This is a genomic window from Variovorax sp. 05L425 (assembly GCF_056397705.1).
In genome coordinates, this window is sequence record NZ_JBFTNY010000032.1 from 1 (window position 1) to 18,679 (window position 18,679).

Annotated in this window: 21 protein-coding genes; 4 read left to right on the forward strand and 17 right to left on the reverse strand. The window is 66.0% G+C overall.

The genetic code is table 11. The features are described 5' to 3' along the window. The 10 genes from AC1DN9_RS26530 to flgB form a co-directional block, all read right to left on the reverse strand. The coding region (locus AC1DN9_RS26530; RefSeq protein ID WP_478104942.1) for a chemotaxis protein CheW at positions 1 to 299 on the reverse strand (299 nt) is incomplete at its 3' end. Between the two features lie 66 nt (positions 300 to 365). Continuing rightward, positions 366 to 1,358, reverse strand: a complete 993-nt coding sequence (gene flgJ, locus AC1DN9_RS26535) for a flagellar assembly peptidoglycan hydrolase FlgJ (protein ID WP_478104944.1) — start codon at positions 1,356 to 1,358, stop codon at positions 366 to 368. 8 nt (positions 1,359 to 1,366) lie between these two features. After that, the gene (locus AC1DN9_RS26540) at positions 1,367 to 2,482 is read right to left on the reverse strand and encodes a flagellar basal body P-ring protein FlgI (protein ID WP_478104946.1); all 1,116 of its coding nucleotides are present in this window, start codon (positions 2,480 to 2,482) and stop codon (positions 1,367 to 1,369) included. 7 nt (positions 2,483 to 2,489) lie between these two features. Further along, a complete protein-coding gene (locus AC1DN9_RS26545; RefSeq protein ID WP_478105016.1) occupies positions 2,490 to 3,158 on the reverse strand; it encodes a flagellar basal body L-ring protein FlgH in 669 nt (222 codons plus the stop codon). A 95-nt stretch (positions 3,159 to 3,253) separates the two neighbouring features. After that, the gene (gene flgG / locus AC1DN9_RS26550; RefSeq protein ID WP_478104948.1) at positions 3,254 to 4,036 is read right to left on the reverse strand and encodes a flagellar basal-body rod protein FlgG; all 783 of its coding nucleotides are present in this window, start codon (positions 4,034 to 4,036) and stop codon (positions 3,254 to 3,256) included. A 46-nt stretch (positions 4,037 to 4,082) separates the two neighbouring features. Continuing rightward, a complete protein-coding gene (flgF, locus tag AC1DN9_RS26555; RefSeq protein ID WP_478104949.1) occupies positions 4,083 to 4,823 on the reverse strand; it encodes a flagellar basal-body rod protein FlgF in 741 nt (246 codons plus the stop codon). Positions 4,824 to 4,836: 13 nt separating this feature from the next. Continuing rightward, positions 4,837 to 6,057, reverse strand: coding sequence for a flagellar hook protein FlgE (gene flgE / locus AC1DN9_RS26560; protein ID WP_478104951.1), 1,221 nt, complete (start codon positions 6,055 to 6,057; stop codon positions 4,837 to 4,839). A 53-nt stretch (positions 6,058 to 6,110) separates the two neighbouring features. Next, positions 6,111 to 6,797 carry a flagellar hook assembly protein FlgD gene (locus AC1DN9_RS26565; protein WP_478104953.1) on the reverse strand — a complete coding sequence of 229 codons (687 nt, stop codon included), beginning with the start codon at positions 6,795 to 6,797 and terminating at the stop codon, positions 6,111 to 6,113. Positions 6,798 to 6,819: 22 nt separating this feature from the next. Further along, positions 6,820 to 7,215: a flagellar basal body rod protein FlgC gene (gene flgC / locus AC1DN9_RS26570; protein ID WP_478105018.1), complete on the reverse strand. Its 396-nt coding sequence runs from the start codon at positions 7,213 to 7,215 to the stop codon at positions 6,820 to 6,822. A 36-nt stretch (positions 7,216 to 7,251) separates the two neighbouring features. Next, the gene (gene flgB / locus AC1DN9_RS26575) at positions 7,252 to 7,659 is read right to left on the reverse strand and encodes a flagellar basal body rod protein FlgB (RefSeq protein ID WP_478104954.1); all 408 of its coding nucleotides are present in this window, start codon (positions 7,657 to 7,659) and stop codon (positions 7,252 to 7,254) included. Between the two features lie 173 nt (positions 7,660 to 7,832). On the opposite strand from flgB, the gene flgA reads away from it, so the two are divergent. The 3 genes from flgA (at position 7,833) to AC1DN9_RS26590 (ending at position 9,363) form a co-directional block, all read left to right on the forward strand. Further along, the gene (flgA, locus tag AC1DN9_RS26580) at positions 7,833 to 8,537 is read left to right on the forward strand and encodes a flagellar basal body P-ring formation chaperone FlgA (protein ID WP_478104955.1); all 705 of its coding nucleotides are present in this window, start codon (positions 7,833 to 7,835) and stop codon (positions 8,535 to 8,537) included. An 83-nt stretch (positions 8,538 to 8,620) separates the two neighbouring features. Then, positions 8,621 to 8,911 (forward strand): flagellar biosynthesis anti-sigma factor FlgM, encoded by a 291-nt coding sequence (gene flgM / locus AC1DN9_RS26585; protein ID WP_478104957.1) that lies wholly within the window; start codon positions 8,621 to 8,623, stop codon positions 8,909 to 8,911. Continuing rightward, positions 8,908 to 9,363 carry a flagella synthesis protein FlgN gene (locus AC1DN9_RS26590; RefSeq protein ID WP_478104958.1) on the forward strand — a complete coding sequence of 152 codons (456 nt, stop codon included), beginning with the start codon at positions 8,908 to 8,910 and terminating at the stop codon, positions 9,361 to 9,363. Before flgM ends, AC1DN9_RS26590 begins: the two co-directional genes overlap by 4 nt. A gap of 30 nt (positions 9,364 to 9,393) precedes the next feature. Here the strand turns inward: AC1DN9_RS26590 and AC1DN9_RS26595 are convergent, their stop codons facing one another. The 3 genes from AC1DN9_RS26595 to AC1DN9_RS26605 are packed head-to-tail and all read right to left on the reverse strand — an operon-like array spanning position 9,394 to position 13,068. After that, a complete protein-coding gene (locus AC1DN9_RS26595) occupies positions 9,394 to 10,527 on the reverse strand; it encodes a zinc-binding dehydrogenase (protein WP_478104960.1) in 1,134 nt (377 codons plus the stop codon). A gap of 43 nt (positions 10,528 to 10,570) precedes the next feature. Beyond that, on the reverse strand, positions 10,571 to 11,755 hold the full coding sequence (yjjJ, locus tag AC1DN9_RS26600) for a type II toxin-antitoxin system HipA family toxin YjjJ (protein WP_478104961.1): 1,185 nt from the start codon (positions 11,753 to 11,755) through the stop codon (positions 10,571 to 10,573). Further along, positions 11,755 to 13,068 (reverse strand): hemolysin family protein, encoded by a 1,314-nt coding sequence (locus AC1DN9_RS26605; protein ID WP_478104963.1) that lies wholly within the window; start codon positions 13,066 to 13,068, stop codon positions 11,755 to 11,757. Before AC1DN9_RS26605 ends, yjjJ begins: the two co-directional genes overlap by 1 nt. A 22-nt stretch (positions 13,069 to 13,090) precedes the next feature. Here AC1DN9_RS26605 and AC1DN9_RS26610 point away from each other — a divergent pair, with 22 nt between their 5' ends. Next, complete coding sequence (locus AC1DN9_RS26610) at positions 13,091 to 13,933, forward strand: symmetrical bis(5'-nucleosyl)-tetraphosphatase (protein ID WP_478104964.1); 843 nt, start codon at positions 13,091 to 13,093, stop codon at positions 13,931 to 13,933. Between the two features lie 116 nt (positions 13,934 to 14,049). On the opposite strand, the gene AC1DN9_RS26615 is transcribed toward AC1DN9_RS26610, so the two are convergent. From AC1DN9_RS26615 to guaD, 4 genes are all read right to left on the reverse strand, one after another. Further along, positions 14,050 to 15,516, reverse strand: a complete 1,467-nt coding sequence (locus AC1DN9_RS26615; RefSeq protein ID WP_478104966.1) for a DEAD/DEAH box helicase — start codon at positions 15,514 to 15,516, stop codon at positions 14,050 to 14,052. 155 nt (positions 15,517 to 15,671) lie between these two features. Next, positions 15,672 to 16,556, reverse strand: a complete 885-nt coding sequence (gene ypfJ / locus AC1DN9_RS26620; protein WP_478104968.1) for a KPN_02809 family neutral zinc metallopeptidase — start codon at positions 16,554 to 16,556, stop codon at positions 15,672 to 15,674. A 55-nt stretch (positions 16,557 to 16,611) separates the two neighbouring features. Then, positions 16,612 to 17,178, reverse strand: a complete 567-nt coding sequence (gene dcd, locus AC1DN9_RS26625; RefSeq protein WP_478104969.1) for a dCTP deaminase — start codon at positions 17,176 to 17,178, stop codon at positions 16,612 to 16,614. A 144-nt stretch (positions 17,179 to 17,322) separates the two neighbouring features. Next, on the reverse strand, positions 17,323 to 18,612 hold the full coding sequence (gene guaD, locus AC1DN9_RS26630; protein ID WP_478104970.1) for a guanine deaminase: 1,290 nt from the start codon (positions 18,610 to 18,612) through the stop codon (positions 17,323 to 17,325). Positions 18,613 to 18,679 lie beyond the last annotated feature (67 nt).

Here is an 18,679-nt window from a genome sequence, read left to right on the forward strand (position 1 = left end):
TTCAGCACGATCACCACCGTGAACTGGTCGTAGCTCGGCGTGCCCAGCGCAAACTTGATCCGCATGTCGATGATCGGAACGATGATCCCGCGCAGGTTCACCACCCCCTTGATGTACTCCGGCGCGTTCGCGATCCGCGTCACCGCGTCATAGCCCCGCAACTCCTGCACCTTCTGGATGTCGATGCCGTACTCTTCCTCGCCGAGCGTGAAGGTGACGACCTCCAGCCGGCTTGCATTCGCAAGGGCCGCGGGCGCCGCGCTGCCCTTGTGCTGCTGAATGCTCGTGATCTCTGCCATGGGGTTCCTTTGCGTTGGCGTTGGCTGTGACGGGTGGATGGAGAGCGGGCTCGGCGACATCGCCGATCACCCGAACTTCTGCATGATGCGAACCAGCTTCTGACCGTATTGCGGATCGGTCGCGTAGCCTGCGCGCTGCAATCCGTGCGCGGCCTCGGTCGGGTCGTCGGTGGCCAGCACGTTGGCGTAACGCGGGTTCCGCGTCATGAATCGCGCGTAATCGGTGAAGGCTTCGTCGTACGAGGCATAGGCCCTGAACTTCGCGCGCACGCGCTGCGGTTCGCCGTCGACGTACTCGGTCGTGGTCGTTTCGACCACCGGGCCCTTCCAGCTGCGATCGGCCTTGATGCCGAAGAGATTGAAGCTCTGCGTGCCGTCGTCCGCGCGGATCTCGCGCTTGCCCCAGCCGGATTCGAGTGCGGCCTGCGCCAGGATCAACGGCGCCGGCACGCCGCTGGCATCGCTCGCCGCCTGCGCAGAAGCGCCCATTCGATTCACGAAGCTGTCGACGTGGCCCTGGAGCGACGCGGTGGCCGCTGATCCGCCACCCGACCGGTCGTTGTTGACCTGGTAGGCACTGAGGTCCACCCGAGCCCCGGACGACGGCGAGGAACCCAACGGGATGCCTGCTTCCGACTTCAGCGGCATGCCGCCGCGCGGCGCAAGCGACATCGGCCCCACATCGACGTCCATATTGGTCGAGCCCGACGCCACGCTGCGCTGGAGCTGCGCCAGCATGGCCTCGGCCAGCCCCACTCCGCGCCCCGACAGGTTCTGCGAGAGCTGCTGGTCGAGCATCGAGGTGTAGATCTTCTCGTTCTGGCCGCCGTCGAGCAGACCGCTGGATGGCGTCGCCTCGCGCATGCTCTTGAGCACCATGTTCATGAACATGGCCTCGAACTGGCGCGAGACTTGTCTGAGGCCTTCTTCCGGCGAGTTGCGGACGGTGCGGCGCAGCGCATCGACGCCCTGGACATCGAGTGCGAAACGCTGGTCCAGCGCGCCGGCACGGCTGGCCGCCTCGGCGCCGGTCCACGAATTGGCTGCGGAGATCGCCATGTCCGGCCTCAGATGATCTCGAGCTCGGCGCGCAGGGCGCCGGCCGATTTCATGGCTTGAAGGATGGACACCAGGTCCTGCGGATTGGCGCCCAGGGCATTGAGGCCCTTCACCACATCGGCCAGCGAGGCGCCGCTGCGCACCATCTGCAGCGCGCCGCCGCCCTGGTTGACCGAGATCTGCGAGACCTGCGATTCGACCGTGCGACCGTTCGAGAACGGCCCCGGCTGGCTCACGACCGGCTCGGTGTTGATGACCACCGACAGATTGCCGTGCGCAACAGCGCAGTCGTTGACGCGAACCGCCTGGTTCATGACGACCGAGCCGGTGCGCGCATTCACCACGACACGGGCCCCGGCCTGCGCCGGTGTGACTTCGAGGCTTTCGAGACGCGCGAGGAAGCTGACGCGTTCCTGCGGCGATTCGGGCGCGCGGACGCGGATCACGCGTGCGTCGACCGCGTCCGCGACGCCAGAGCCGAACTGCCGGTTGATCGCATCGACCGCCTTCTGCACCGTACCGAAATCGGAGCGCGAAAGTTCGATCGTCAGCATGCCTTCGCCGCCGATGGTGGACTCGACCATGCGCTCCACGATGGCGCCCGCCGGAATGCGTCCGGAGCTCAACTGGTTGATCTGCACCTTGCTGCCGTTGGCCGACGCGCCCGCGCCGCCGACGACCATGTTCCCTTGCGCAATGGCATACACGGCGCCGTCGGCGCCCTTGAGCGGCGTCATCAGCAAGGTGCCGCCGCGCAGGCTCTTGGCATTGCCCATGGACGACACCGTCACGTCGATGCTCTGGCCCGGCCGCGCGAACGAAGGCAAGGTCGCCGTGACCATCACCGCCGCGACGTTCTTGAGTTGCATGTTCACGCCCTGCGGCACGGTGATGCCGAGCTGCTGCAGCATGTTGTTCAGACTTTGCGTCGTGAACGGTGTCTGCATCGTCTGGTCGCCCGTGCCATCGAGACCCACCATGAGGCCGTAGCCGATCAGCGGGTTGTCGCGCACGCCCTGGATGCTCGCGAGCTCCTTGAGGCGTTCTGCATGCACGTGCGGATTGATGCACAGGGCGCAAAGCGCGCCCAGCGCGGCGGAGAGGATCAAGCGTTTGCGGATCATGATCAGATCAGAATGGCGACACGTTCAGGAAGATGCGCTGCATCCAGCCCATGTTCTGGGCCTCGTCGATGTAGCCCTTGGCCGTATATTCGATGCGCGCGTCGGCGACCTGGGTCGACAGCACGGTGTTCTGGCCGGTCACGGTGCGTGGATTCACCACCCCGGAGAATCGAATGAACTCGGTCCCTTGGTTGATGCCCATCTGCTTCTCCCCACTCACCAGCAGGTTGCCGTTAGGAAGCACGTCGGTCACCGTCACGGTGATCACACCGTTGAAGGTGTTGGCCGCATTGGCCCCGCCCTTCGCGGTGAGCGCGTTGGACCCGGACAGCTTGGCGTCCTGCCCGTCAAGCAGTCCGACAAGGAACTTTGGAATGGTGGCGAAGGCCGCGCCCACGCTGCCATCGCGGCTGGCATTGGCGCCAGAGTTCTTGCTGGCGTTCAGCTTTTCGCTGATGACGATGGTCAGGATGTCCCCGATGTAGCGCGGCCTGCGGTCCTCGAACAAGGCAACGCCAATGCTCTCCTGAAAGATCGCCCCCGTCGCCGGCCGCCTCTGCATCGACCCCATCGTGTCCGCCCGAGCCGTCATCGGCTGATGCACCAGCGGCTCCCGAGGCAACTGCGCGCACCCCGAGCCCAACACCACAACACCCATAAGCGCCCACAGCCCCATGCCAGAGACACCGCGGAACCGGCTCCGCCGGGCCGCCGGTGTCGCCCCCGGCGAGGGGGTGGGCGGCCACACGAAGTGGGCCAACCTGGGGGAGGTCATAGCTGCGCAAGCCGTTGCAGCATCTGGTCAGAGGTCTGGATCGCCTTGCTGTTGATCTCGTACCCGCGCTGCGTCGCGATCATGTTCACCAGCTCTTCCACCACATTGACGTTGGACGCCTCGGTGTAGCCCTGACTCAGGATGCCGGCGCCATCGACACCGGGGTTCACCAGGTTCGGCGAACCGGACGAATCGGATTCCGTGTAGAGGTTCTCGCCCATGCTCTGCAGCCCGGCCGGGTTCAGGAAGGTGGCGAGCTGGAGCTGGCCGACCTGCACGGTCGCCGTGCTGCCTGCCTGCGTGACCGACACGATGCCGTCGCGGCCGATCGTCAGGCTCGTGGCGTTCTGCGGAATCGTGATGGCCGGCTGGATCGTGAAGCCGCTCGCGGTCACGAGCTGACCATCCTTGTCGGTCTGGAACGATCCGTCGCGCGTGTACGAAGTCGTGCCGTCCGGCATCAGCACCTGGAAGAAGCCCGCGCCGTTGATGCCGACATCCTTCGGGTTGTCCGTCTTCGTCAGGTTGCCCTGCGAGTGCATGCGCTCGGTCGCAACCACGCGCACGCCGGTGCCGACTTGCAGGCCGGAAGGCAGGCGCGTCTGGTCGGAGGTCTGGCCGCCGACCTGGCGCAGGTTCTGGTAGAGCAGGTCCTCGAAGACCGCGCGGCTCTTCTTGAAGCCGGTGGTGGCGACGTTGGCCAGATTGTTGGACACCACGTCGAGTTGCGTCTGCTGTGCTTCGAGGCCGGTCTTGGCGACGTAAAGGGAACGAATCATTGAATTTCTCCTGCGGGGTTGCCGGGGTGTTGTCGGGCAATGCGGCTCAGTTGTAGGCAAGCAGCTTGTTGGCCGACTGCGCGTTGGTGTCTGCGGACTGGATGGACTTCATATGCATCTCGAAGCTGCGTCCGTTGGCGATCATTGCGACCATGGCTTCGACCGGATTGACGTTGCTGCCCTCCACCGCGCCGGCAGTGACGGTCACCGCAGGATCGGCCTCGGCCGGCGGCAGGCCCTGGCGCATGCGGAACAGGCCGTCGTCGCCGCGAACCAGATCGGCCGTGGGCGGATTGACCAGCTTCAGCCGGCCGACCTCGGACACGCCCGTCAACGGATCGCCGGGACCGCGCGCAGCGATGGCGCCATCCGATGCAATCGTGACGGTCGAGCCGGGCGGAATCACGAGCGGGCCGCCATCGCCGACCACGGGGCGCGAGCCCATCGTCATCACCTGCCCGTCGGCACCGACCTGGAGATTGCCAACGCGCGTGTAGGCCTCGCCGCTCGGTGTCTGGATCACGAGCCAGCCGTCACCTTTCACCGCGACGTCGAGATCGCGCCCGGTCTCGGTGATCGGCCCGTGCGAGAAGTCGGCACCGGGCGTGGTCGCGGCCACGAAGGCGCGCGTCTGCGCTTCCTCGCCGACCACAGGCACGGCGCGAAAGGCATTCACCTGCGCGCGGAAGCCCGGCGTCGAGACGTTCGCCATGTTGTTGGCGACCGAGGCCTGCTGCTCCATGGCCTGCTTGGCGCCGCTCATGGCGACGTACAACATTCGATCCACGGCTGGCTCCGCGTCAGCGCATGTTGATCAGCGTCTGCATGACCTGATCCTGTGTCTTCACCGTCTGTGCATTGGCCTGGTAGTTGCGCTGCGCGACGATGAGGTTGACGAGCTCGGAGGTCAGGTCGACGTTGGAGGACTCCAGCGCGCCGGACTCGAGCGAACCGAGCTTGGTGCCTTCGCCCGGCGTACCGGTGAGGGCCTGGCCCGAGGCCAGCGTCTCGGCATACATGTTCTCGCCCTTGGGCTCCAGTCCGTTGGGATTGGCGAATGACGAGAGCACGACCTGGCCCAGCAGCTTGGTCTGCTCGTTGGAGAACTTGCCGGTGATGGTGCCGTCCGCATTGATCGAGAAGGACGTCAGCTCGCCCGAGGTGTAGCCGTCCTGGTTGAGCTTGCTCATTGCGTTCGTGGCGCCGAACTGCGTGGTGCCGCTGAGGTCGACCGCGATGTTCAGCGCCGCCGAGCCGTTCGGGAAGTTCATGGTCGGCAGCGTGATCTTGCCGCCTGCCGGCGCCGTGAGGTTGCCGTTGGTATCGAAGGTCAACGAACCGCCGGCGAGCTTGGCGCCGCCGTTGAGCGGAGTGCCGTCGACGGTGCCATAGGTATCCCATGTGCCGGCACCCGTCTTGACGAAGTAGACCGCAAGGTCATGCGGATTGCCCAGCGAGTCATACACCGGGCCAATCGCGTTGGAGTAGTTGAAGGTGTCCGAGTCCGTGGCGCTGAAAGGCGTCTTGGCGGGTGCCGTGCTGCGCGAATCGAGATTGAATTCCGCGTCGACGCCAGTGGTGGCATTCGGCGTCATGGCGGCGGTCGGAATCTGGATCGCGGCCGGCGTGCCGCCGTTGATGCCGCCTCCGGCGTTGACGCCGTAGCCGGTGAGCCGCAGGCCGGACGCGTTGACGATGTAGCCGTCCTTGTCCTTGGTGAACTGGCCGTTGCGCGAATACATGACTTCGCCGCTGGCGCTCGCCATGCGGAAGAAGCCGTCGCCGTTGAGGATCGCCACGTCCAGCGGGCGGCTGCTGGTCTGCGTCACGCCTTGCGTGAAGTTCTGCACCACGCCCGACACCGACGCGCCCAACCCGACGCGCGAGCCGGCATAGACGTCCTGGAAGGTGGCGGCAGCGGACTTGAAGCCCACGGTGCCCGAGTTCGCGATGTTGTTGCCGATGACGTCGAGGTTCGCGGCGGAGACGCTCAGGCCGCTGATGCCTTGGGAGAAACTCATGATGAATCCTTGGTTGATGCGGTAGGGAGACGGAAGGCGTGCCTTGTCTTGTTTCAGAGGAACATGCGCACGTCGGAGAGGTTGATGCTCTGGCCCGATGCGAGCTCGAGCGTGACGCCGCTCGCACCTTGCTTGACCGCGGCCACCTGCGCGAAGGTGAGCGCGGTAGCGTCCACGGCCGCACTGCCGTTGGTCGCGGCCACCGTGAACTGGTAGCTGCCGGCCGGCACCGCGTTGCCCTGGTCGTCCTTGCCGTCCCAGGTCACCGGGTTGACGCCGTCGGTCATGGCGCCGGCGTCGATGGTGCGCACGGTCTTGCCGCTCGCATCGACGATCTTGATCTGCACATCTGCTGCCGTGTTGGGCAGCTGCACCGCGAAGGCCTGCACGGCCGGGTCCTTGCCGTCCTCGGGCGCAGTGGTGGTCAGCGAGTTGCCGGGCGACAGCACGTGATAGCCGATGAGCGAGGCGGCCTGGAGCACCTGGTTCGACCCCGTCTGGTTCACCAGGCCCGACAGCGTGCTGTTGAGCTTCTCGATGCCGCTCACGGTGCTCATCTGCGCGAGCTGCGAGGTGAGCTCCGCGTTCTCCATCGGATTGAGCGGGTCCTGGTTGTTGAGCTGCGTGACCAGCAGCTTGAGGAAGCGCTGCTCGCTGTCGTCGTTCGAGACGCTGGCGGTGCTCGCTGCGGCGCTGGCTGCGTTCAGCCCGGTGATGGAAGACGTGTCGGCGATGGCCATGGATGCTTTCTGGTGAGTGGAGTTACTGGCCGATGGTCAGCGTCTTGACCATCAGCGCCTTGGCTGTGTTGAGCACTTCGACGTTCGCCTGGTAGCTGCGCGACGCGGAAATCATGTTGGTCATCTCTTCGACCACATTCACGTTCGGCATGGCCACGTAGCCGTCGGAATTGGCATGGGGGTTCTTCGGATCGAAGACCATCTTTGCGGGCGATGTGTCCTCGATCACGCCGGAGACCCGGACGCCGCCGATGTCCTGCTGCCCCGATGGCGCCAGTTCGAAGACGACCTGCTTGGCGTGATAGGGTTCGCCGTCGGGACCGGCCACGCTTTCCGCGTTGGCGAGGTTGCTCGCGGTGACGTTCATGCGCTGCGATTGCGCGGTCATGGCGGAGCCCGCCACGCTGAAGATGTTCATGGAGCCGCTGGAGATGGGCATGCGAGTTCCTTCCGCTTATTGCTGCACCGCGGACAGCAGCGTCTTGATCTTGGCCCCGATGACCGTGAGGTTGGATTCGTAGCGCAGTGCGTTGTCCGCGAAGTTGATGCGCTCGACATCCATGTCGACGGTGTTGCCGTCGATGCTCGACTGGGTCGGCACGCGGTAGAGCAAGTCCTGGTCGGGCATGGCCGTCGCTTCGCCCGCGAGATGGCGCGACGATGTCGTGACCATCGCGAACGATTGCGACTGGCGTCCCTGCTCCACCGCTTGCGAGAGCCTGCTGCTGAAATCGAAATCGCGGGCCTTGTAGTTGGGCGTGTCGGCCTGGGCGATGTTGGCCGCCAGCACTTCCTGGCGCTGCGCCCGGAGATTGAGTGCCTCGCGGTTGAAACGAAGCGCTGCATCCAGCTTGTCGATCATTCTTTCCATCCTTGGTGGCATCGCGTCCGCACTGGGCATGGCGACAGATGGAAAGCGAGTCTAGGCACGCGCCGCTTTTGCAATGGGTCGAACAAAGGGGGTTTTCAGCGGCACTTCGCGACTTCGACACAGGGGGTGTCTTCCTAGAATCACTCGGCAACTCCTCGATCACCATGGAACAACGCAAGACCCGGAACCGACTCCTGCGCCTCGTGCTGCCGGCATGGATGGCCTGCATGGGCACGGCCTCGCTCGCGGCCACGCCATTACCCGATGCGGCGCGCGCGGCCATCGACAGGCTTGTGCAGGCGCAGACCGCCGGCCTGCCCGGCAAGGCGACGGTCACTTTCAACCTCACGGGCTCGCCTCTTCCGCCGTGCGACGACTTCGAGGCCTTCATGCCGACCGGCACCACGCTCTGGGGGCGCGTGTCGATCGGCCTGCGCTGCCGCGGCGACAAGCCTTGGAGCCGCTTCATGTCGGCGCAAGTGGCCGTGGAAGGCACCTATTTCGTCGCCGCACGCTCGATCGAGCCCGGGGAGACGCTGGATGCCGGCGACGTCGTCGAACGCAAGGGCGACCTCAGCGCACTGCCGCGCTCCGTCGTCACCGACGTTTCGGCCCTGCGGGGCGTCACGAGCACGCATCGCATCGCCGCGGGCGCGCCGTTGCGCAAGGAACTGATGCGCGGCGTGGTCGTGATCCAGCAAGGACAGACCGTGCAACTGGTGGCCCAAGGCCAGGGCTACGTCGTCAGCACCGAAGGCAAGGCCATGACACGCGCCGAAGTCGGCGCCAGCGTGCAGGCCAAGACGCGGGACGGCCGGCTGGTGAGTGGCATCGCCGACGAAGACGGCCAGATCCGGCTCGCCCAGTAGCCAAGGCTCGCCATTCGTTGCGATCCGGCCTAAAGTTCCTGACCCATCCGCCGATATACGGGCCAGCCCTTTGAGGAATCATCTTGAAAATCGATCAACCCGCGCCTTCGGCCACGCCCCTTTCCCGTCCCACCAAGCCGGGCTCTGCCCCCGCGTCCGCCGCCGACGCCGCGAGCCGCTCCAAGGAGGTGGTGCAGGTGTCCGGACAAATCCATGCCATGCCCGATGCCCCGGGCGGTGAATTCGACGCGGCCCGCGTCGCGGCGATCCGCGAGGACATCCGCGCCGGCCGTTACCAGGTCAACCCCGAGCGGATCGCCAGCGGCCTGCTCGACAGCGTGCGCGACCTCCTCGGCGCCGAGAAGAACAAATGAACACCATGCTGCTCTACCTGCACGCCGAAAAATCCTGCGTGGAGGAATTTCTGGCCATCCTGTCGCAGGAAGAGCAGGCCATGACGAACCGCCGCTTCGCGGAGCTCGATCACATCACGGAACAGAAGGTCCAGTTGCTGGAGCGCCTGGCCGAACTCGACCGCCAGCGCGAAGCCGCACAGGCCGCGCTCGGATTCGAACCGGGCCGCGCCGGCGCGGATGCCGCGGCAGCGGCCGGCGGCGAAAACACCCAGCAGGCCTGGGCAGCGCTACTGGCAATGGCCGAGCAGGCCCGGATGCACAACCTGCGCAATGGATCGATCGTCTACACGCACCTCGATTTCACGCAGAAGGCCCTGCACTTCCTGCAGTCGAGCGTGCAGCTCTTCTATGGACCGGACGGTGCCCGCAAGACGGCCGCAGGCGCCGGCACGCGCCTGGCACTGGGCTGATCGCGCCTTTGACGCCAGCGCGGCGCCCTGCTACTTGCTCGGATTGAGCAGGTATTTCTCGCCCGTCGCGTGTTTCGAATACACCGCGATCTCGTCCAGCCGCAGCGCCTCGACCAGCGACACCTCCTTGGTGTAGCGGCTCGCGAAGGTCGTCTTGAGTTCCTTCGCCACACGCGCCTTCAGCTTCTGCGCCCCTTCGGGACCGATCTTCTGCAGGAACGGGAACAGCAGCCAGCCCCCCATCCCCCACGTCATGCCGAAGCCGCGCGTGAACTCGGTCGGCCCGCGGTCGAGGCCGCCATAGATGTAGACCTGCTTGAGGGTCGTCGAGCCGTAGCGGCTGTATTCGGTGGCGTTCCTGGTCAGCGCCGCTTCCATGCAGGTCAGGATCTGGCCGGCCAGCTTGCCGCCGCCGATCGCGTCGAATGCCAGCGTGGCGCCGGTGGAGACCAGTGCCTCCGTCAAGTCCTGCATGAAGGTGGGCGAGGTGGCATTGCAGACGTACTTGGCGCCGATGCCGCGAAGGATGTCTTCCTGCTCCTTCTTGCGCACGATGTTCACCAGCCCGATGCCGTCCTGGATGCAGATCCGGTTGAGCATCTGCCCGAGGTTCGACGCCGCCGCCGTGTGCACCAGCGCCTTGTGGCCTTCGCGCCGCATCGTCTCGACCATGCCCAGCGCCGTGAGCGGATTGACGAACGACGATGCGCCTTCGGGCGGCGTGGCACCCTCTGGCAGTTCCATGCATTGCGCGGCGGGGATGCAGCGGTATTGCGTGTACATCGCACCGCCGAGCACCGCCACGGTCTTGCCCATGAGGGCTTGCGCCTCGGGCGAACTGCCTGCCGCCACGACGACGCCTGCGCCCTCGTTGCCGACCTGCATGGACTGGTCCAGGCGAGCGGCCATGCTCTTCATTCCGAGTTCGGGGACGGTCGCGGTCACCACCGGCCGGTCCGGCGTGCCGCCGGCCTTGGCAGTGCGCATGTCCGCCGCGCCGAACAGCAGCCCGAGGTCCGAGGGATTCATGGGCGCCGCCTCGACGCGAACGACGACTTCGTTGGCCGCCGGTTGCGGCAGCGCTTCCTCGGCGAGCGAGAGTTCCAGTTCGCCGTTACGACGGATCAGCGAACGAAGTTGCAGGGTGGTCTTGGGCACGAGCATGGCGGGTCTCCGAATTGAGGCCGGCCAGTATAGGAGCCGGGGATCAGGCGTGCTCGGCCCGGTCCTGCAGGTGCTGCGCATTGGCCGCGGCGATCGTCCTGAAAGGTTCGCTGACGCGCGCATCTGTGGAAACGCGACGCCAGAATTCGATGGCGACGAGGCATGCAGTCGTCCAGACGGCGCGTTGAGCGGGCAGCGGCAGCGGCGCCTCGAAGACCCGGGGCGGCACCTCGCCACCCGGCAAAGGCGCATAGAGCATCGGCAACATGTCGTAGACCGGTGCGAGCAACAGGGATCCCTGGGGCTTGAAGCTGAGATTGCCAAGATGCATGTCCGTGTTGGCGATCAATCGGCCGAACCACCACAGATGCCGAATGCGAATTTCGTCGTCCGCCGACAGCAGCCCGGTGCTGACGAGCCGGGTCGCGATCCGCGTCCAATCCATCGCACTCTCGCCAACCAACGCGGCATTGATCACCTCGAGGCTGCACAGGCGACTCCGCCCGAACATGCCGATACGGTCAAAGCGCTCGACTTCGAGAAAGGTCCGGCCGTCGTGCACGACGATGCGGCTTCGCGCGCCCTCGATGCCGGGCAGCATTTCAGCGCACTCCAGCGCCAGATGTTCCGCCACCAGCAGATCCGCCCAGCGCCGGACCGCGGGCGAACTGTCCGAACCGGAGAACTTCACCAGCACATGCGGTGTCGCCTGCTCACCCAGCGTGCGCAGCGCCGGGAACTTGGGGAATTCGCCCGCGGCGCTCGAACCCGGCACGCCGGCCGCAATGGCCTGTTCCGCCAAACGCGCATAGGCACGACCAACGCGGGCGCCGTTCAACGGCTCGGGCGGCGCCAGCTTGTGTTGCTGCCAGCGTTCGTAAGCGGGATCGCCAAGGATGAGGCTGCCGCTTGCGTCCGAGCCAGCACGGCTCAGCACGAAGAGAATGTCGTCGTCCGACCATTCGGTCGGGTCCGCAGCCACTGCGAGCTGGCGATGCTCCGCCCTCGCGAACTGGCGGCCCATGTAGCCCTGCGGACGCATGTCGTAGAGCGGATAGGGAAGGCCGTCCCACCAGCCATCACGCGACGAATCGTCCAAGGGCCAGCCAGCCTCCGCAAGGTTCATCAAGGTGCCTTGCGGCGAGACTGGCGTCAGCAGCGAGATGGCTTCGGCCCGGCCTTCGGTATCGACTTCGTACAACGGTAGATCGGAGGGGTCACGCAGCATCAAGGCGCCAGATCATCCGCACTCGCGTCCGGGTAAGCCAGCACACGATCGATCCGTTTGCCATCCAGCGCCGCGACCTCGAAGCACCAGCCCGCGCATTCCATACGCTCGCCGACTTCCGGCAACTGTCCCGAAACGAACATCAGCAAGCCGGCCACGGTGTTGTAGCGACCACGATCCTCGTCCGGCAGCTCGCGAATGCCGAGCCGCGCGCGGAGTTCGGACACGGGCATCAGGCCGTCGAGCTCCCACACGCCATCAGGACGCTCCCGTGCCCAGGCTTCCTCGTGCGTCGGCACCTGCAGTTCGCCGGTGATCGCCTCCAGCAGGTCGCGCGGCGTCATCAGGCCCTGGACAACGCCGTATTCATCAACCACGAACACCAGCCGGCCGACCCGTGAACGGAACTGCTCGAGCAACTCCATGCCGGTCAGCGTTTCGGGCACGAACACGGCCGGCTGTGCCGCCTGCTCGACCGTGCCTTCATGCTCGGGTCCAAGCCGCAACAGATGCGCGACGCTGATCACGCCGACGACGTCATCCAGCGAATTTCGGCACACCGGGTACCACGAGTGGACGAGGTCGAGCGCGCCCGCTTCGGACACCTTCCGCAAGCACTGCGCGATGGTGAAGGAGGCTTCGAGCCACTCGATGTCCGCGCGCGGAACCATCAGCGACGCGAGCCGCCGGTCGTCGAGATGAAACACGTTGCGCACCATCTGGTGCTCGTGCATCTCGATCACGCCGGCATCGACACCCTCCGCCAGGCTGGCGGAGATTTCCTCCTCGGTCACCACGCGCGCTGCGTTCGAATCGATGCGCAGCAGCTTGAGCGTGGCGGCGGTGGCGCCCGACAGCAGCAGCACGAAAGGCTTGGCCGCGGTGGCGAGACCGCGCATGGGACGCGCCACGAAGCGCGCCACAGGCTCTGGATAGAGCTGGCCGATGCGCTTCGGCACCAGTTCGCCAAAGATGATCGTGAAGAAGGTGATGCAGCTCACAACCACCGCCGTCGACGCAATGCTGGCCGTGCCCCGCCCCATGCCCACCTTTTCCATCCAATCGGCGAGCGGTGCCGCAAAGGCCGCCTCGCCCACGATGCCGCTCAGCATGCCGATCGAGGTGATGCCGATCTGAACGCTGGAGAGGAACTGCGTCGGATCCGCCATCAGCTTGAGCGCCGCGGCGGCACCCGCATCCCCTGTCTCGGCCAGCGCTGCGAGGCGCGCGCGGCGGCTGGTGGAAAGGGCCATTTCGGACATTGCGAACAACGCGTTGAGCGTGGTCAGCAAAGCCAGTAGGAGAACATCCATGAACGCGGGAGAGAATGGGGACATGGCACTTTACTTGATCGGCGATGTGCAGGGCTGCGACGAGCCGCTGCAGCGCCTGCTCGACCTCATCGCCTTCTCGCCGAGCCGCGACACGCTGGTCGTTCTCGGCGACCTAGTCAACCGTGGGCTTGACTCGGCCCAGGTGCTGCGACGCATGCAGCGCTACGGCGCCTCGGCGCGCAGCCTGCTCGGCAACCATGACCTGCACCTGCTCGGCGTTGCCTACGGCGCCCGAAAGGCGGGTCGCAAGGACACGCTCTCCGACGTGCTGGCTGCGCCGGACCGCGACCCGATGCTCGATTGGCTGCGCCACCAGCACATGGCGCTCCATCAAAGCCTTGGCGGCGAAGACCTGCTGATGGTGCACGCAGGCGTCCTGCCGCAATGGACCGTCGAAGACACTCTCTCGCTGGCGTCGGAGCTTCAATCGGTGCTGCGCGGGCCGACCATCGCCCACTTTCTGCCGTTGATGTACGGCAACCAGCCCGCCCAGTGGAATGACGCGCTGACAGGCACCGAACGGCTTCGCGTCATCGTCAATGCGCTCACGCGAATGCGCTTCTGCACAGCTGAGGGCGTGATGGAATTCGAAAGTAAGGACGCCGCCGACACAGCACCCAAGGGCTACATGCCCTGGTTCGACATACCCGACCGGAAGACGGCCACCGCCACGGTCGCTTTCGGCCACTGGTCGACACTGGGCTGGCTCTCACGCCCGGACCTGATCTCGACCGACACCGGCTGCGTCTGGGGCGGCTGCCTCAGCGCCGTCCGCTTCGGCGCATCAACGCAGGAACGAGAGTTGATCCAGGTGAAATGCCCCCAAGCCCAAAAACCAGGCTGAGCATCGATCAGCCTCCCTCGGGAAACACCGCGGAACCGGCTTAGCCGGGCCGCTGGGGTTGCCCCCGGCAGGGGGTGGGCGCCCGACACGAAGTGCGGGCAACCTGGGGGGGAGCCTTACTCCACCACCGACTTGAAGAGGGCGGCGACCTTGCGCTTGGTCTTGATGTTGCTGGAGATGCCGCGTGCCGGCGCGGCCTTGGCGGCGGCCTCCCATGCGGGGGCGGCTTCGCGCTCCACCGGAGCCTCGTAGGGCTGCTCGAAGAATGGATCTCGCGGCGCGGCGGGGGCGCGGTGCGGACGACCGCCTCTTGCGGAACGGGCGTCGCCACGGTCGCGCGGGCGGTCCAGCGTGTCGAGCACGTCGCGCGCATCGCCGGCCTCGCCCTCTTCCCGCCAGTGGCGGCGGCCGTCGTTGATGCGGCCGCGCGGACGGTCTTCCTCGAATTCGATCGGCTCGAGTTCGATCTTGATCTTGATCAGCTTCTCGATGTCGGCCACCAGCCGGACATCATTCCCGCCGCTCGCAAAGCTCACCGCCAAGCCCGACGCTCCGGCGCGGCCGGTGCGTCCGATGCGGTGCACGTAGTCTTCGGCATTGAACGGAATGTCGAAATTGAAGACGGCCGGCACATCCTTGATGTCAAGCCCGCGCGCGGCAACGTCGGTCGCGACCAGCAAGTCGACCTCGCCGGCCTTGAACGCGGCGAGCGCCTTGAGGCGCTCGTCCTGGCTCTTGTCGCCATGCAGTGCCGTGGTCTTGAGCCCTTCGCGTTCGAGCGAACGCGCGAGCCGCGCGCAACCCAGCTTGCTGTTGACGAACACGAAGGCCTGCGTGATGCCGCGCTGGCGAACGATCTGCTTCAGCGCGCGGCGCTTGTCGTCGTCGCTCACGCTGTAGAAGCGCTGCTCGACCGTCGAGGCCGTCTCGTTCGGCCGCGCGACCTCGATCGTCACCGGGTTCTGCAGGTAGCTGCCGGCCAGTCGCTTGATTTCGGGTGAGAAGGTTGCGGAGAACAGCAGCGTGGTGCGCTGCTTCGGCAGGTAGGAGAGGATGCGCTGCAGATCGGGCAGGAAGCCGATGTCGAGCATGCGGTCGGCCTCGTCGAGCACCACGTACTCCACCTGGTTGAGCACCGCGTTCTTGGCCTCGATGTGGTCGAGCAGGCGGCCGGGCGTGGCCACCAGCACTTCGACGCCCTTCTTGAGTTCCAGCGTCTGGGGCTTCATGTCGATGCCGCCGAACACGACCGTGCTGCGCAGGCTCGTGTACTTGGCATAGAGCTTGACCTGCTGTGCGACCTGATCGGCGAGTTCGCGGGTCGGCAGCAGCACCAGGGCGCGGACGGGATGGCGAGCTGGGGAGGTCGAGCTGTTCTCGTGCTTGAGCATCCGTTGCAGCAACGGCAGCGAGAACGCTGCCGTCTTGCCGGTGCCGGTTTGGGCGGCGCCCATCACGTCCTGGCCCGCCAGGACCACCGGAATGGCCTGTTCCTGGATGGGCGTCATGGTCTCGTAGCCCATTTCGGCTACGGCACGCGCCAGCGGTTCGGCCAGGGAAAGATTGGAGAAGGAGCTTGTCATGAAGCTCCGTATTGTCGCACCGCGGCAAATTGTTGCTCGCCCCCAGGTTGCCCGCACTTCGTGTCGGGCGCCCACCCCCTACCGGGGGCAACCCCTGCGGCCCGGCTAAGCCGGTTCCGCGGGGTTTCTTGGAAGGGGGCCGTTAGGGCCCAGACCTAGAGACTTTTTGTTGCAAAAGTGTCGCAGTCTTCCATGTTGCCGCTCTTGAAGCCGGTCATGAACCAGCGCTGCCGCTGGGCGCTGGTGCCGTGGGTGAAGCTGTCGGGGACGACGGCGCGGCCGGCGGAGCGCTGGAGGGCGTCGTCGCCGATCTTCTGGGCGGCGTTCATGGCGGATTCGATATCGCCCGGGTCCAGCCACTGCTTGGATTCCTGGGAGTGGTGGGACCAGACGCCGGCGAAGCAATCGGCCTGCAGCTCGACGCGGACGCTCACCGCGTTGTTCTGGGTCGGACTGAGGCGGCTGCGCATCTGGTCGACCTTGCCGGTGATTCCGAGTTCGTCCTGCACGTGGTGCCCGACTTCGTGCGCGATGACGTAGGCCTGCGCAAAGATGCCCGGTGCACCAAGCTGGTTCCTGAGCGTGTCATAGAAGCCGAGGTCAATATAGACCTTCTGGTCGCCAGGGCAATAGAAGGGGCCCATGGCCGACTGGCCGGTGCCGCAGGCGGTCGGCGTGGCGCCGCGGAAGAGCACCAGCTTGGGGGCCGTGTAAGTGCCGCCTCGCTGGCGGAAGATGTCGCCCCACACCACCTCGGTGTTCTTCAGAACGGTCGAGACGAAGGCCGCATCCTTGTCATTGGGCGGCGGCTTGTGCGCCGGCCCTTGCTGCTGCACCTGGGGCGCCGGCTCGCCGCCGCTCAGGAGGCCCAGCACCGTCAGGGGATTGATGCCGAAGATCCAGCCGGCGATCAAGGCCACGGCAATGGTGCCGATGCCGATACCGCGCCCGCCGATCGGCAGGCCGAACCCACCGCCGCCACCGCCTTCATCGCGCCGGTCCTCGACGTTGTCTGATTGTTCGTTGCCTTCCCATCTCATGACGCTCTCCTTGCCGCCGGCATCCGTGCGGCGCTTGGGGGATGGTACGCGCTGATCAGGCCTTCGGCAGGGTCACGCCGCGCTGGCCCTGGTACTTGCCGCCGCGGTCCTTGTAGCTCGTTTCGCAAACCTCGTCGCTCTCGAAGAAGAGCACCTGCGCGCAGCCCTCGCCTGCGTAGATCTTGGCCGGCAGCGGCGTGGTGTTGCTGAATTCAAGGGTGACGTAGCCCTCCCACTCCGGCTCGAAGGGTGTCACGTTGACGATGATCCCGCAGCGTGCGTACGTGCTCTTGCCCAGGCAGATGGTCAGAACATTGCGCGGGATGCGGAAATACTCGACCGTGCGCGCCAGCGCGAAGCTGTTGGGCGGGATGATGCAGCTGTCGCCATGGAAGTCGACGAAGCTCTTCTCGTCGAAGTTCTTGGGGTCGACCACCGTGCTGTGGATGTTCGTGAAGACCTTGAACTCGGGTGCGCAGCGGATGTCGTAGCCGTAGCTCGAGGTGCCGTAGCTGATGATCTTGTGACCATCCTGCTCCCGGATCTGGCGGGGCTCGAAGGGTTCGATCATCCCGTTCTTCTCGGCCATGCGCCGGATCCACTTGTCGCTCTTGATGCTCATGGCAACGCCCGCCCGGCCGCCCGAAGGGCGTTGAGCGCCCCCTCGGGGGGCAGCGATACACGAAGTGATGAGCGTGGGGGCATTTCCATATGGGAGGTCCTTCCTTGGGGCCGCTATTCTAGGCAGCGGCGCCCTCCCCCTGGCTCAGCCGGCCAGGGCCTGCGAGACCACGGTGCGCTCGATCAGCCGGTCGTCGCCCAGCACGATCAGGGCAAACAGCAGTTCTTCCAGCGTGTTCGCCAGCGACGTCTTGCGCGCGAGCAGGGGGGTGGCCTTCGGGTTGATCACCACGAAGTCGGCCTCGCAACCCGGCTGCAGGTTTCCGACGACCCCATCCAACCCGAGCGCCCGCGCCGCCCCAGCCGTGTGGCGCCACCAGAGCTGCGACGGCGGAATGCTGATGCCGGGCTTGGTCTGGCCCTCGCGGCCGGCGTAGTAGGCCGCCAGCATCGTGGCGAAAGGGCTGAAGCTGGTACCGCCGCCGACGTCGCTGGCCAGCCCGTACGGGTAGCCGATGCGGTCGGCACCTTCGAAATCGAAGAAGCCGCTGCCGAGAAAGAGGTTGCTGGTCGGACTCACGGCCGTTGCTGTACCGGTCTCGCGCATCAGGCGGCGATCGTCGTCGTCGAAGTGGATGCAATGGGCGTACACGGCGCGCTCACGCATCAGGCCGAAGCCCGCGTACACGTCGAGGTACGAACGGGCGTGGGGAAAGAGCTCGCGGGCCCACTTCACCTCGTCCTTGTTCTCCGCGACGTGCGAGTGAATCCAGGTGTCGGGGTATTTGGCAGCCAGTTCGCCGGCGCCGCGCAGCTGGGCATCGGTGCTCGTGGGCGCGAAGCGCGGCGTGATGGCATAGCCCAGGCGATCCACGTTGTGCCAGCGGCGGATGAGCGCCTCGGAGTCGATCAGGCTTTGTTCAGCTTCGTCACGCACGCCGTCCGGCGAATGGCGATCCTGCAGCACCTTCCCCGTGATCATGCGCAGCCGGCGTCGTTGCGCAGCGTCGAAGAAGGCATCGACGGACGCGGGGTGCGAGGTGGCGAAGGTCAGCGAGGTCGTCACCCCGTTGCGCATCAATTCGTCGAGGAAGAACTCCGCCACCTCGGCCGCATGGGCCGGATCGGCGAAGCGGCTTTCTGCCGGAAAGGTGTAGTTTTCGAGCCAGGGAAGCAGCCCGTCCGCCGGAGCCCCGATGATGTCGGTCTGCGGAAAGTGAACGTGCATGTCGATGAACCCCGGCGCCAGAATGCGTCCGGGCCAGTGCGTGACGGGCACCTGCGGATACCGCTGCGCGACGGCGGCGTAAGCGCCCGCATCCTGGACGCGTTGCCGCCCATGGGCATCGGGACCGACGACCAGCAGGCCGTCTTCGTCGAAGACCGGCTGGCCGTCGGGATCGAATCGCAAAAGGGAGGCACGGTACGCTTGCATGGGCACGGAGGGTAAGTCAGCAATGCGGGTACACGATGTGCTAGCGCATATGGGCGCTATACGGCGG